Annotated in this window: 12 protein-coding genes; all 12 read left to right on the top strand. The window is 63.2% G+C overall.

Annotation, left to right across the window (positions count from 1 at the left end):
• Positions 1-12: 12 nt before the first annotated feature.
• The 12 genes from algK to TMS3_RS09190 all read left to right on the top strand — a co-directional run bounded on the left by algK (position 13) and on the right by TMS3_RS09190 (position 14,203).
• Positions 13-1,404 carry an alginate biosynthesis TPR repeat lipoprotein AlgK gene (gene algK / locus TMS3_RS09245; RefSeq protein ID WP_051394215.1) on the top strand — a complete coding sequence of 464 codons (1,392 nt, stop codon included), beginning with the start codon at positions 13-15 and terminating at the stop codon, positions 1,402-1,404.
• Positions 1,401-2,852, top strand: coding sequence for an alginate export family protein (locus TMS3_RS09240; RefSeq protein ID WP_025164987.1), 1,452 nt, complete (start codon positions 1,401-1,403; stop codon positions 2,850-2,852). Before algK ends, TMS3_RS09240 begins: the two co-directional genes overlap by 4 nt.
• A 23-nt stretch (positions 2,853-2,875) precedes the next feature.
• Positions 2,876-4,456: a mannuronan 5-epimerase AlgG gene (gene algG / locus TMS3_RS09235; RefSeq protein ID WP_051394214.1), complete on the top strand. Its 1,581-nt coding sequence runs from the start codon at positions 2,876-2,878 to the stop codon at positions 4,454-4,456.
• Between the two features lie 11 nt (positions 4,457-4,467).
• A complete protein-coding gene (locus tag TMS3_RS09230) occupies positions 4,468-5,946 on the top strand; it encodes an alginate O-acetyltransferase (protein ID WP_025164985.1) in 1,479 nt (492 codons plus the stop codon).
• A 4-nt stretch (positions 5,947-5,950) separates the two neighbouring features.
• The gene (locus TMS3_RS09225) at positions 5,951-7,057 is read left to right on the top strand and encodes a mannuronate-specific alginate lyase (protein WP_025164984.1); all 1,107 of its coding nucleotides are present in this window, start codon (positions 5,951-5,953) and stop codon (positions 7,055-7,057) included.
• 234 nt (positions 7,058-7,291) lie between these two features.
• Positions 7,292-8,776 (top strand): MBOAT family O-acyltransferase, encoded by a 1,485-nt coding sequence (locus TMS3_RS09220; RefSeq protein ID WP_025164983.1) that lies wholly within the window; start codon positions 7,292-7,294, stop codon positions 8,774-8,776.
• Between the two features lie 12 nt (positions 8,777-8,788).
• Positions 8,789-10,018, top strand: a complete 1,230-nt coding sequence (locus TMS3_RS09215; protein WP_025164982.1) for an alginate O-acetyltransferase — start codon at positions 8,789-8,791, stop codon at positions 10,016-10,018.
• Positions 10,015-10,662 (top strand): alginate O-acetyltransferase AlgF, encoded by a 648-nt coding sequence (locus tag TMS3_RS09210; RefSeq protein ID WP_025164981.1) that lies wholly within the window; start codon positions 10,015-10,017, stop codon positions 10,660-10,662. Before TMS3_RS09215 ends, TMS3_RS09210 begins: the two co-directional genes overlap by 4 nt.
• Before the next feature lie 94 nt (positions 10,663-10,756).
• Positions 10,757-12,217, top strand: coding sequence for a mannose-1-phosphate guanylyltransferase/mannose-6-phosphate isomerase (locus TMS3_RS09205; protein WP_025164980.1), 1,461 nt, complete (start codon positions 10,757-10,759; stop codon positions 12,215-12,217).
• A 201-nt stretch (positions 12,218-12,418) separates the two neighbouring features.
• Positions 12,419-12,883 (top strand): hypothetical protein, encoded by a 465-nt coding sequence (locus TMS3_RS09200; RefSeq protein ID WP_025164979.1) that lies wholly within the window; start codon positions 12,419-12,421, stop codon positions 12,881-12,883.
• A gap of 60 nt (positions 12,884-12,943) precedes the next feature.
• The gene (locus TMS3_RS09195; RefSeq protein ID WP_025164978.1) at positions 12,944-13,774 is read left to right on the top strand and encodes an SDR family oxidoreductase; all 831 of its coding nucleotides are present in this window, start codon (positions 12,944-12,946) and stop codon (positions 13,772-13,774) included.
• A gap of 39 nt (positions 13,775-13,813) precedes the next feature.
• Positions 13,814-14,203, top strand: coding sequence for a hypothetical protein (locus tag TMS3_RS09190; protein ID WP_025164977.1), 390 nt, complete (start codon positions 13,814-13,816; stop codon positions 14,201-14,203).
• The last annotated feature ends 284 nt before the right edge of the window (positions 14,204-14,487 follow it).

Here is a 14,487-nt window from a genome sequence, read left to right as displayed (position 1 = left end):
GAGGACATACGCGTGACTTACTCTCAACCACAACGCCTGCTGCTGGTCGCTGCGCTGAGCCTGGCTGGCTGTGCCGGTTTGCCCGATCAGCGCCTGGCCAATCAAGCCCTGCAGAGCGGCGATACCGCGACTGCCGAGCAGAATTATCGGCAACTCGCCGAGCTGGGCTACTCCGATGCGCAAGTCGGCCTGGCGGACATCCAGCAGGCCAGTGGTGATCCCGAGTTGCTGCGCCAGGCCGAAGCCACCTACCGACAGGCGGCGGATAGCTCGCCGCGTGCCGCCGCGCGCCTGGGCAAGCTGCTGGCAAGGAAGCCTGACGTCAGCGAAAGTGAGCGCCAGGAGGCCGAGCAGTTACTCGAACAGGCCTTCGCCAATGGTCAAGAGAGTGCCTTGCTGCCACTGACCCTGCTCTACCTGCAGTACCCGCAGAGTTTCCCCTCGGTCAGCGTGCAACAGCGCATCAACCAATGGCGTGCTGCCGGTTACCCACAGGCCGAGCTGGCCCAGCTGATGGTCTATCGCACCCAAGGCAACTACGACCAGCACCTGGATGATGTGCAGCGCATCTGCAAACAGGCGCTGAGCACGGCAGATGTGTGCTACGTGGAACTGGCCACCGTGTATCAGAAACGCGGTCAGCGCGAACAACAGGCGGCATTGTTAAACCAGCTGCAAACCGCCTATCGCAGCGGCTCAGTGCCAGCACGGCGAGTAGACGACGTGGCCCAGGTACTGGCCGACCCGGAGCTGGGCACGCCGGACGAAAAAACCGCACAACAGCTACTCGAGCAGCTCGCCCCGAGTTATCCCGCCGCGTGGGTCAGCCTGGCCCGCCTGCTCTATGACTACCCCGCACTGGGTGATATCGAGCAACTGCTCGAGTACCTCGAACAGGGTCGCAATGCGGCACTGCCGCGTGCGGAACTGTTGCTGGGCAAGCTGTATTACGAGGGCAAGCTGCTGCCGAGGAACCCGCAAAAAGCCGAGCATCACCTGCTCAAGGCGGCCCCCAGCGAAAACAGCGCCCACTATTACCTCGGCCAGCTCTACCGCCGTGGTTACCTCGGCCATGTCGCCCCTGCACAAGCCTTGCAGCACCTGCTCACCGCCGCTCGCGGTGGTCAGAACAGTGCCGACTACGCCCTCGCACAGATGTTCAGCCAGGGTCGTGGGATCAAACCCAACCTGGTCAACGCCTACGTATTCAGCCAGCTGGCCGTGCAGCAGGACAAGCCCGAAGCGCTGCCCTTGGCCGCGGAAATCGAGCGGCAATTACCCGCTTCAGCGCGCGCCGAAGCGCAACGCCTGTTGCACGAAGAACAGCGACTACGCGGCACCGTCCAGCAGAGCGCACTCACCCGCCAAGCCGGGCTCAGCCAAACCGCAGAGGAACTGCAATGAAACTCAAGCACTGGATGAACGCCAGCCTCGGCCTGGGTGCGACGTTGCTCTCCAGCCACTCGATCTGGGCCGCGCCGAGTAACGACAAGTACTTCGGTCTCGACGTGAAAATCACTGCGCAATCCGAGGACGACCGTGACCTCGGCACTCGTGATGGCGGTGACGTCCAGGGCCTCGGCCTCGACGTGCGTCCCTGGGTCTATGGCCAACGCGGCAACTGGAGCGCCTATGCCATGGGCCAGGCCGTCAGCGCCAGCGACATCATTGAAACCGACACCCTGCAACCCAATGCCCTCGACGGCGACTCCGCCAGCCGCAACGACAGCCGGCAACCGGACAAGAGCTACCTGGCGCTGCGTGAATTCTGGGTCGGCTACTCCGGCCTCACCGCCTACCCCGGCGAGGAGTTGCGCTTCGGCCGCCAGCGCCTGCGCAACGACGACAGCCAGTGGCGCGACACGAACATCGAGGCGCTGAACTGGACCTTCGACACCACCCTGCTGCGGGCCAACCTCGGTGTCGCCGAGCGCTTCAGCGAGTACCGCAGCGATATCGACGAGCTGGCCCCCGAGGACGAGGATCGTCTGCATCTGTTCGCCGATGCGGCCACCCAGTGGACCCCCGGCCATTGGCTGGGCGTGAACGCCCACCACAGCCGTGACGATGGCCAGTTGCGCAGCACCGGTGAAGCGGTCGACGATTTGGACAAAAGAACCACCGGCGACCTCACCTGGCTGGGCCTGTCCGCCAATAGCGATGCCTACAATTTCCGCAACCAGAACCCAGTCAATTACTGGGCCAGCGTTGCCTGGCTGAGCGGTGAGCGCGAGCGCCTGGACACCACCGGCAGCGGCGACCAGCGCATCGCCAGCGGCAAACAAAGCGGCGATGTCAACGCCTGGGGCACCGACCTGGGTCTGCGCCTGCGCCTGGACCCCAGCTGGCAAGTCGGTGCGGCCTACGCCCGCGGTAGCGGCGGTGGTAGCGACGATGGCTCGGGCAACTATCAGCAGACCGGGCTGCAGAGTAACCGCTCCAACTTCACCGGCACCCGCTCGCGCGTGCACCGCTTCGGTGAGGCCTTCCGCGGCGAGCTGAGCAACCTGCAGGCCGCCACCCTGTTCGGCTCCTGGCAGGTGCGCGAGGACTATGACGCCAGCCTGGTGTACCACCGCTTATGGCGGGTCGATGGCGAGCAACCGATCGGCGACAGCGGCATCAATGCCAGCCTGGTCAATGGCGACAAGGACCTCGGTCAGGAAGTCGATCTGGTGGTCACCAAGTACTTCAAGCAGGGCCTGCTGCCGGCCTCGATGAGCCAGGCAATCGACGAACCCTCGGCGCTGATGCGCTTTCGCGGTGGCGTTTTCAAGCCCGGCGACGCCTACGGCAGTGAGGCCGACTCACTGATGCATCGCGCCTTCGTCGACGTCATCTGGCGCTACTGATGCAACCCGGGAGTGCACAATCTATGAAACTCAATAAACCCAGATCCCGCGTACCCATTCTCACGCTGCCTGTGCTGGTCGGCGTTCTGCTCCTGGCCGGTGGCTGGAGCCTGGCAGATGCCAAGGCCCCAGAGACCACACAGGAGCTGCAAAAGGCCAAGACCTACACCGTGACCAGCCCGCCGGTCGCACCCTTGAACATCGAGATGCCGCAATTGCCGGACCTCAGTGGCTACACCGCAGCGGCGGTGCAGGCGAAGATCGTGCGCAAACCGGGCGGTCGCGTGACGGTGCGGCGCATGCTGCAGCAAAACGCATTGAAAGACTTTATCGGCGGCGACAACCGCATGGCCGAGTGGGTCAAGCGCCAGCGCGGCATTCCCCAGGCGATCTTCATCGAGGGCGGTTACGTCAACCTGAGCCAGCTGGTCAGCCAGCTGCCGAAACAGTTTTTCCGCAGCAGCGCACCGGGGGTCTACCTGGCACGCCTGCCGATCGTGGTGGCGGCAGGCGCGACCCTGCACATCGATAAACAGACCGAGGAACTGCGCCTGTCGCAAGAGCGCGGCGCCTTCCTGGTCAACGATGGCCAACTGTTCGTCACGGACAGCAAGATCACCGCCTGGCGCGAGGCCGACAACGGCCCGGCGACGTTCCGCAAAGCCAGCGAATTCCGCCCCTTCCTGCTGGCTTGGGGCGGTACCGAGACCTACATCGTCAACAGCACCCTGACCAGCTTCGGCTACCAGACCAGCAAGTCCTATGGGGTGAGTATTTCCCAGTACACGCCGAACATGCACAAACGCATGCAGCGCGCCAAACCCAGCGGCTGGCTGATCGACTCCGATTTCGTCGATATGTACTACGGCTTCTACTGCTACGAAGCCCGTGACGTGGTGATCAAGGGCAACACCTATCGCGACAACGTGGTCTACGGCATCGACCCGCATGACCGCTCACACGGCCTGATCATCGCCGACAACAGCGTCTATGGCACCCAGAAGAAGCACGGCATCATCATCTCCCGCGAGGTCAATGACAGCTGGATCTTCAATAACCGGGTGTACGACAACAAGCTCTCCGGCCTGGTGATCGACCGTAACAGCGTGAATAACCTGATCGCCTTCAACGAGATCTACCGAAACTACTCCGACGGCATCACGGTGTACGAGAGCCCGGATAATCTGCTGTGGGGCAACCGCATCATCGGCAACCGGCGCCATGGCATACGGGTGCGCAACAGCGTGAACATCCGCATGTACGAAAACCTCTCCATCAGCAACGGTCTGACCGGCATCTACGGGCACATCAAAGACCTCAGCGACACCGACCGCAACATCGCCCTCGACCCCTTCGACACCGAAGTGTCGATGCAGGTGGTAGGCGGACGCCTGGCCGGCAACGGCTCAGGCCCACTGTCGATCGACTCGCCGCTGAGCGTCGAACTCTATCGAGTCGACCTGCTGGCCCCGACCAAATCGACCGGCATCAGCTTCTCCGGAGTACTCGGCGAGCGCCAGGAAGAAATCCTCGACCTGCTGGTACGTCAACAGAAAGCCGTGCTGATCGACCCCGTCGAACGCCAAGCCGAACTCCAGGACTGAGGAGTCCCCATATGCAAGCTCGAACCCTGAAACGGATAGCACTGAATAACCGCATAGTACTCGGCTCCATCGGCGTCGCTATCAGCGCCCTCGCCAGCGGCCTGCAGGCGGCGCCAGCGAGCCCGGCCGGGATTGCGGCTGGGGGCCCGGTGTTCAGTGCAGAAGCCATTGGCCCTCTGTGTCCGGCGGCCCACGACGTCAGTCGCTACACCACCAACTATCAGCAGAATTTCATCACCCTGGTGCAAGCCCAGGACGACTGGCTGTTCCGTACCCGCGAAGATCTGCGCACCGATTTTGGCACCACGGCCGCCGGCTATCGCATGTTGAAAAGACTGCGCGATGCCCTCAAGAGCAAGGGGGTCGAGCTGGTGGTGGTCTATCAACCGACCCGCGGCCTGGTCAATCGCAGCAAACTGAACCCACAGGAGTACGCGCGCTTCAACTACGCAAAGGCCCTGCAGAGCTATCGCGCCACCTTGCAAAAATTCCAGCAGCTGGGCCTGTGGGTACCCGACCTGGCGCAACTGACCGACGAACAGCACGAGCAGCCGTTCTACTTCCGTGGCGACCAGCACTGGAGCCCTTATGGCGCGCAACGCACCGCGCGCCTGGTGGCCGCAGAGGTCAAACGTATCCCGGCCTTTGCCGAGGTGCCGCGGCGTGAGTTCGTCACCCGCAAGGAAGGCATCATGGGCAAGAGCGGTACCTTGCATAACGTCGCCGGACAACTGTGCGGCACCAGCTACGCCACCCAGTACACCGACCACTTCATCACCGAACCCAAGGACGAGAGCAGTGGCGACGCCCTGTTCGGTGAGGCCAGCACCCCGCAGATCACCCTGGTCGGCACCAGCCACAGCGGCAAGAACTATAACTTCGAGGGCTTCCTGCAGCAGTACATCGGCGCCGAAGTGATGAACGTCGCGGCACCCGGCGGTGGCCTGGAAGGCGCCATGATCGAGTACCTGGGCAGCGACGAATTTCAGCAGAATCCGCCGAAAGTGCTGATCTGGGAGTTTTCCCCGCTGTACAGCCTGGATCAGGACAAAGTCTATCGGCAGATGATGGCCCTGCTGGATAACGGCTGTGAGGGCAAGCCGGCCGTGCTGGCCAACAAGACCAGACTGCGCCCCGGCCGCAACGAAATACTGGTCAATGGCGAGCAGCAGTTCCTGGCCCTGCGCAGCGACGGCTACCAACTGGACATCCGCTTAAGCGACCCCTCGGTAAAAGTCCTCGAGGCCACCCTGTGGTACATGAACGGCCGCCGGGAAAAGCTCAAGCTGGAAAAAACCGACACGATGGAAACCAATGGCCGCTTCGCCTTCGAGCTACGCGACGAGCAAGACTGGGCCGAACAGAACCTGCTGGCGCTGGATATCCAGGGGCCTGCCACAAGTGGTCAGGCGCTCACGGTGGACGCCAAGCTGTGCAAGCGCAACAGCTTCCCCAGCAGCGGCAAGCTGACAGCAACGAGCGGGGGTTGAGCCTATGACCATCGCCCGCTTCATCGCCCCCTGCCTGCTCAGCCTGAGTTTGTGCGCCGTTGCCGTCGAGGCGGCGAGTCCGCTGATCCCACCGTCGGGCTACTACGCGCCGGTGCCGCAGCAGCAGAAACAGGGCCAGGCCGACGCCTGCCCGGCAACGCCTGCGCCCTACACCGGCAAGCTGGTGTTCCGCAGCAAGTACGAAGGCTCGGACAAGGCCCGCACCACTCTCAACCGCAAGGCCGAACGGGCCTTCCGCGAGCAGACCGCGAACATCACCGAACTGGAGCGCGGGGTGAGCCAGCAGGTCATGCGCTATATGCGCGATGGCCGCCCGCAACACCTGAGCTGCGTCCTGGGCTGGCTGAACAGTTGGGCCGAGGCCGACGCGCTGCTCTCCACGGAGTTCAACCATACCGGCAAGTCGATGCGCAAATGGGCCCTGGGCAGCATGGCCGGCGCCTACCTGCGCCTGAAATTCTCCACCTCGCAACCACTGGCGCGTTACCCCGAGCAGACTCAGCGGATCGAAGCCTGGTTTGTCCGCCTGGCCGAACAGACCGTGGACGACTGGAGCGGACTGCCGCTGAAGAAGATCAACAACCACAGCTACTGGGCCGCCTGGTCGGTCATGGCCGCTGCTGTGATAAGCGACCGGCGCGACCTGTTCGACTGGTCCGTCGCGCAGTTCCGGGTCGCCGCCGGCCAGGTCGATGAGCAGGGTTACCTGCCCAACGAACTGAAGCGTCGGCAACGCGCCCTGGCCTACCACAACTACAGCCTACCGCCGCTGACGATGATCGCCGCCTTCGCCCAAGCCAATGCACTCGACCTGCGCGACGAGAACCAAGGCGCATTGCAGCGCCTGGCTGAGCGGGTCATGGCCGGGGTCGAGGAGCAGGACATCTTCGATGACAAGACCGACCACGAGCAGGATATGGAGGACCTGGGCAAACCCGCCAAGTTCGCCTGGCTGGCGCCCTACTGCACGCTCTACGCCTGCTCGCCAGCAGCACAGAAACGACAGAAGGAAATGGGCCCATTTCGCACCTTCCGCCTCGGCGGTGACGTGAGCCAGGTGTTCACCCCACGGGCCAAAGACGATAGCTGACCGACAAACCGTAAGCAGGAGCAGTCGCTCTTGAGTAGGCGCCAGCTGGCTGGCGATCCAGGCGACGCAACAGCATCGCCAAACAGCTGGCCCCTACAGGTACACCGCGAGGAACGCGGCGCACCCTAGCCAGCTGGCAAACCCGTCCATGGACGGAGCAGTACCCCCCACAGTACGGGGGGAAAGGGGGGGCTGTGAGCCCCAGACGAGTTGCCATTCAACGGAGAAAGACGGATGGTTTTTTCATCCAACGTGTTCCTGTTCTTGTTCCTGCCGATTTTTCTCGGCCTGTACTACTTGAGCAGCAACCGCTATCGCAACTTGCTGATTCTGATTGGCAGTTATGTGTTCTACGCCTGGTGGCGGGTGGATTTTCTCCTGCTGTTCGTCGCAGTAACCCTGTGGAACTACGGCTTCGGCCTGCGTATTCATCGCGCCGGAGTAGGCAGCCAGGCCGCCCGGCGTTGGGTGACATGGGGCGTGGTGGGCAACCTGGCGACCCTCGGTTACTTCAAGTACGCCAACTTCGGCATGGCCAACCTCAATACGCTGCTGGAAACGGCCGGCTTGGATCCCTTTCTGCTGACCCAGGTGATCCTGCCGATCGGAATTTCCTTCTATATCTTCCAGTCGCTGAGCTACCTGATCGACGTCTACCGGGGCGATACCGAGCCGACCCATAACCTGATCAACTTCGCCGCCTTCATCGCCCTGTTCCCGCAGCTGATCGCCGGTCCGGTGCTGCGCTACAAGGACCTCGCGGATCAGTTCACCGATCGCACGCATAGCCTCGACAAGTTCTCCGAAGGCGCCACGCGCTTCATGCAGGGTTTCATCAAGAAAGTGTTCATCGCCGACAGCCTGGCGCCGCTGGTCGACCACCTGTTCGGCCTGGCCAACCCCAGCACCGGCGATGCCTGGCTGGGCATGATCGCCTACACCGCGCAGTTGTATTTCGACTTCTCCGGTTACAGCGACATGGCCATCGGACTCGGCCTGATGATGGGCTTCCGCTTTATGGAGAACTTCAACCAGCCCTACATCAGCCAGTCGATCACCGAGTTTTGGCGACGCTGGCACATCAGCCTGTCGACCTGGCTGCGCGATTACCTCTATGTGCCGCTGGGTGGCAATCGTCACGGCACCGGCAACACCTACCGCAACCTGTTCCTGACCATGCTGCTCGGCGGCTTCTGGCACGGCGCCAACTGGACCTTCCTGATCTGGGGCGCCTGGCACGGCACCTGGCTGGCCATCGAACGCGCCCTGGGGCTGAACACCGCGGCGAGAACCTTCAACCCGCTGAAGTGGGCCGCGACCTTTCTCCTGGTGATGCTCGGCTGGGTGATCTTCCGCGCGGAGAACCTCGGCGTGGCCTGGCGCCTGTATGAGGCGATGTTCCGCTTCGACAGCTGGCAGCTCTCGGAGCTGGGCCGCGCCAGCGTCAGCGACCTGCAAGTCGTGACCCTGGTCATCGCCTACCTGACCCTGGCGTTCTGCGGCCTGCGTGAGTTCTACCGCAACAGGCCACCGATTGAGCGACAGAGCGGCGGCCCAAGCGTCAGCGTCACCCCTGCTGGCGTGCTGGTGCAGCAGCCCGGCTGGAGCATCGCACTGCCGCGTTACCTGCTGCGCAGCCTGATCCTGCTGCTGTTCTGCCTGTCGATCCTGAAGCTGTCGGCGCAGAGCTACTCACCCTTCCTGTATTTCCAGTTTTAAGTGAGAACCGGCATGTCCCTTACCTTGAGACGCCTGTATATCGGCCTGTTTATCGGCCTGCTGATTGGCCTCGGCGCCTGGTCGCTGCGCAGTGTCGGCGAGTTCGACGCGCCGGCAGATGCCAAGCTGTTGCGCGGCCAATGGAGCAAGGCCTTCGAAGGCTTTTACGACGAACACTTCCCCATCAAGCGCCTGGGCACCAACCTCTGGGCCGCACTGGATTACAGCCTGTTCAACGAGGGCCGTCCCGGTGTAGTGCTGGGTCGCGAAGACTGGCTGTACAGCGATGAAGAGTTCAAACCAGTAGCCAACGCCCAGGGCAATATCCAGGACAACTGGGAATTGATCCAGGGCGTGAGCCACTACCTGGCCGAACGCAACGTGCAGCTGATCCTGGCCATCGTGCCGGCCAAAGCCCGCCTGTATCCCGAATACATTGGCGAAACCAAGCCGGCCAGCCTGCACAGCGACCTGTACCAACGCTTCCAGGCCCGCGCGCGCCAGGCCAAGCTGCTCGCCCCGGACCTGTTGCAACCGCTGCAACAGGCCAAACAACAGGGTGCGGTATTTCTCAGCGGCGACACCCACTGGACGCCACGCGGCGCCGAGGCGGTGGCGCAGCAGCTGAGCCGCAGCATTGACCACGCAGCGCCGCTGCAAGGCGAACCCCAGGCCTTCGTCACCGAAACCGTGGCCAGCAAGGATTACACCGGCGATCTCACTCGTTTCCTGCCACTGGATCCGCTGTTCGCCGAGCTATTGCCTGAGCCCGACCGCTTGCAGCCGCGCAAGACTCGCCCGGCCGAACCCTCCGCCGCTGACGGCGACGACGCCCTGTTCGGCGACAGCCAGGTGCCAGTGGCCCTGGTCGGCACCAGTTACAGCGCCAATCCCAACTGGAACTTCGCCGGCGCCCTGCGCCAGGCACTCGGCAGCGACCTGCTGAACTACGCCGAGGACGGTCGCGGGCCGATCCTGCCAATGCTCAAGTACCTGCAAACCGAGGAGCTCAAGACAGCCCCGCCGCAATGGGTGATCTGGGAGTTCCCCGAGCGCTACCTGCCGATGGCCAACGATCTCAGCAGTTTCGATCCGGCTTGGATCGTCCAGCTCAAACAGTCCGCGCAAAGCGGCGAGCGCGTGGCCAGCCTGCGCAGCCACGCCGACAACGCTACCCCTTCACGCCCTACCGGGCTCATCACCAGAGAGCGTCAGCCCCGTCAATGGAGACTTACCCGATGAATCGCCCAACCCTGTCACGCCGCCTCGTCCACACCGGCGCCCTGCTCGCCGGTCTGCTGGCATTCAATACCAGCCAGGCCGGCGACGCCGCCCTCTACGCACCAATCGCGCCGAAAGGCTCGGCCTTCGTGCGGCTCTACAACGCCGCTAACCAGGAGGTCAGCGCCTCGCTCGGCAGCGCCAAGTTCGATGATGTCGCGCCGCTCGGCAGCAGTGCGTTCAGCTACTTGGCCAAGGGCGACTACAGCGCCCAGGTCGGTACGCAGAGCCTGCCGGTCAGGCTCGCCGGCGACCAGTACTACACCCTGGTCAACCTGCCCAGCGGTGCCCCCAAGCTGGTCGAGGAACCGATCTTCAAAAACAAGCAGAAGGCGCTGATCCGCGTGCACAACCTCAGCGATAAGGCGCTGGTCCTGAAAACCGCCGACGGCAAGACCGAGGTGGTTAAACGCGTGGCACCGCAAGGCCGTGGCGACCGTGAGATCAACCCGGTCAAGGTCAGCCTGGCGCTGTACGACGGCCAGCGCAAAGTCAGCGACCTGAAGCCGGTCAGCCTGCCCCGCGGGGAAATCGTCAGCCTGTTCATCACCGGCAGTGGCAGTCAGTTGTCACCCGTCTGGGTCAAGCGTCCTGACGTGGAATAACCCCACACAACATAACCAGAGCCCGCGCCACGTAGCGCGGGACGCGCAGCACACACAAAGTGGCACACCTTCCGAACGTTCAAGGAGAGACAGTATGATTCCGGTAATTTTGTCAGGTGGTAGCGGTTCACGACTATGGCCGCTGTCGCGCAAGCAATTTCCCAAGCAGTTCCTGGCCCTCACCGGCCAGCACAGCCTGTTTCAACAAACCCTGCAGCGCCTCGCCGTCGAAGGCATGCAGAAACCCCTGATCGTATGCAACGAAAGCCATCGCTTTATCGTTCAGGAGCAGCTCGCCGTCTCCCAACTGGAGGTCGACGGCCTGATCATGGAGCCCTTCGGCCGCAACACCGCCCCGGCGGTCGCCATCTCCGCCATGAAGCTGCTGGCCGAAGGCCGTGATGAACTGATGCTGGTGCTGCCGGCAGATCATGTGATCAAGGACCAACGCGCCTTCCAGCGCGTCCTGGCCATGGCCACCGTCGCCGCGGAGAGTGGCGAGATGGTGCTGTTCGGTGTGCCGGCCACCGCGCCGGAAACCGGCTACGGCTATATCCGCTGCGACCTGCAGGACCGCAGCAGCCTGCCCGAAGGGATCAACCGGGTGCTGCAATTCGTTGAGAAGCCCGACCTGCAGCGCGCGCGCAGTTTTGTCGAATCCGGCGACTACTTCTGGAACAGCGGGATGTTCCTGTTCCGCGCCAGTCGCTTCCTCGAAGAGCTGAAGAAGCATGACCCGGATATCTACGACACCTGCCTGCTGGCCCTGGAACGCAGCCAGGTCGACGGCGACAACCTGCTGATCGACGCCGACACCTTCGCCTGCTGCCCGGACAACTCGATCGACTACGCGGTGATGGAAAAAACCGCGCAGGCCTGTGTGGTGCCGTTCGCCGCCGGTTGGAGCGACGTCGGCTGCTGGGCCTCGCTGTGGGAGGTCAACGACAAGGACGAAAACCACAATGTACTCAAGGGCGACGTGGTGATGCACGACAGCCACAACTGCATGGTCCACGCCAACAATGACAAGCTGGTCACCGTGCTGGGCATGGACAATATCGTCGTGGTGGAAACCAAGGACGCCCTGATGATCGCCCCCAAGGACCGCGTGCAGGAAGTCAAAACCCTGGTCAACACCCTGAACGAACAGGGTCGCCAGGAAACCCAGAGCCACTGCGAAGTGTTCCGGCCCTGGGGCTCCTACGATTCGGTGGACATGGGCGGGCGTTTTCAGGTCAAGCACATCACGGTCAAGCCGGGTGCCCAACTGTCCTTGCAGATGCACCACCACCGCGCCGAACACTGGATCGTGGTGTCCGGTACCGCCGAGGTGACCTGCAACGACAAGACCTTCCTGCTCACGGAAAACCAGTCCACCTACATCCCCATCACTGCGGTGCACCGTCTGGCCAATCCGGGCAAGATCCCGCTGGAGATCATCGAGGTGCAATCGGGCAGCTACCTCGGCGAGGATGACATCGAGCGCCTGGAAGACGTCTACGGCAGGACCAAAGAACAGGAACAGCAGCCGGACAAACTGCGCCTGGCCGGCTAACCTCGCGCCAACCAGGCTGTAGCCGACGCCCGCCCTCCCCCGAGGGCGGGCGTTTTTGCTGGGCAAACCGTAGGCAAGGCTCGGCAAGACACCTCGCTCATAGCTCGCCGCCCAAGCCCGGCATGATCCTGTAGGATAATTCATCCGTTCTGAACGATGACCTATCATGCCCTGCAGCCGCATTCCGACAGGAGTTCACCCATGCTGATCGGCGCACTGCTGGTCCTCACCTGGCTGGTCCTGCTTGTCCGCTACCCAGGCAAAGCCCTGCCGCTGTCCGCCGCCGCTTTTTTCGGACTGCTGCTGGTCACCAGCTGGGTGATCTGGCAGCAAAGCCGGGAAACCCAGCAACTGGCCCGCATACAGCTACGCCTCGATTACGCGCCGGAGCGCTGCCCGGCCAACCGCCCTCTGGGGCTGGTGGTACAGAACGCCAGCGATGCCAGCCTGCTGACTTTGCGTTGGCAGATTGCCGCTTACCGCCCCGGCGACAGCGTCAACCTGGCCGAATACACCTATGAATCACCGCGTTACCGCGGCCCCGGCAAATTGTTGCCCGGCGCGACCTGGCAGGACTGCCTGCCGCTGCCGACCCTGCGTAGCGGCTACCGCGCCAGCACCCTGGAATTTCGCGTCGAACGCTTGCAAGGTACTTTCGCCGACTAGTGCACAGGCTCAGCCGACGGCTCCCAGGCCTGCTCCGATAATCATTGAAAGGAAGCCCACATGACCCAGCCCACCGCCCTGATCACCGGATGCTCCAGCGGTATCGGCCGCGCCCTCGCCGAGGTGTTCCAGGCCGCCGGCTACCAGGTCTGGGCCTGCGCCCGCAAAGCCGATGACCTGGCCACGCTGAGCGCCGCCGGTTTCATCGCCGTGCGGCTGGACGTCAACGACGGCGTCGCCGCCGAACAGCTGGCGGCGCGCCTGAGTGATGAAGTCGGTGGCCTCGATGTGCTGATCAACAACGCCGGCTACGGTGCCATGGGCCCGCTGCTCGATGGTGGCGTCGAGGCCATGCGCCGACAGTTCGAAACCAACGTGTTCGCCATCGTCGGCATCACCCGTGCGCTGTTTCCCTTACTGCGGCGCAGCAAAGGCCTGGTGGTCAACATCGGCAGCGTCTCCGGGGTGATGGTGACCCCCTTCGCCGGCGCCTACTGCGCCTCAAAAGCCGCGGTACACGCCCTGTCCGACGCCCTGCGTCTGGAACTGGCGCCTTTTGCCATCGAAGTGATGGAGGTACAACCCGGCGCCATTGCCTCCAGCTTCGGTGCTAACGCCAGTCGCGAGGCCGAACAGCTGATCGACGAAGGCTCACCCTGGTGGCCGATCCGCGAGGGCATCCGCGCCCGTGCCAACGCCTCGCAAGATCACCCGACCCCGACCAGTCACTTCGCCCGCAGCCTGCTGCATGCCGTGCAGAGCGCCAAACGTCCGCGCCTGCTGCGCCTGGGCAACGGCAGCCGCGCCATGCCGCTGATCGCCACGCTGGTGCCTAAAGCCCTGCTGGAGTGGTTGTTGAAGAAACGCTTTGGCCTGCATCGCGCCCTGTGAAACCCTGACCCAGCCTCTGCCGACAATACGGATGAGACAGTGAACCACGCCACCACTCCTGTGACCCGCTATGCCCTGGGCGGCGTACTCGCCGTGATATTGCTCAACCTGTTGCTACGCAGCTTCGTGCGCATCGGCGGCGTGCTGTCCACCCTGCTGATTGCCGCGACAGTCGCTGGCGCCATGGCCCTGTGGTTTGCCTGGAGCACGCGGCGCGCGCCGCTACCGGCTGAGCGCTGGCGTTTGCTGGGGCTGTATGGCGGGGTGTTGGCACTGCTGTATATCGGCCTGCTGGCCATGATGGCGGGGCAAGATCAGCCCAGCCCGATGGGCATATTCCTCCTCGCAGTGCACTACCTGTGCTACCCGCTGTTCGCCTACCTGGTTTTTTCCGAGCGGGTATTCGAGTACTTCAGGCGCGCGCCTTGAGCGACCGAGCCTCACTCAACCGTGACCAGGGCTTGATTAGCCCTACACGGCCTGGCGCCCACAACGGGCTGGCAGGCCACGCTCAAGACAGCCATTTTTCTACATAAAAGCCTATTGCCCCGCCCCCTGTTCCAGGCAACTGGTCGAATGATTCAGCAGGTCGGCTTTTCTGAACTCATGACAGGCTAATCAGTTCGGCTGTGCTGCGCCTTCACAGCCAGCGATCAAGGGCGCATTGGCAGTCGCCACAGGACCTATACTGAGCAATGGTCAACATCTGCCGG

The organism is Pseudomonas taeanensis MS-3 (assembly GCF_000498575.2).
In the GTDB taxonomy this organism is placed as follows: domain Bacteria; phylum Pseudomonadota; class Gammaproteobacteria; order Pseudomonadales; family Pseudomonadaceae; genus Aquipseudomonas; species Aquipseudomonas taeanensis.
This window is presented reverse-complemented; position numbering and strand designations above follow the sequence as displayed.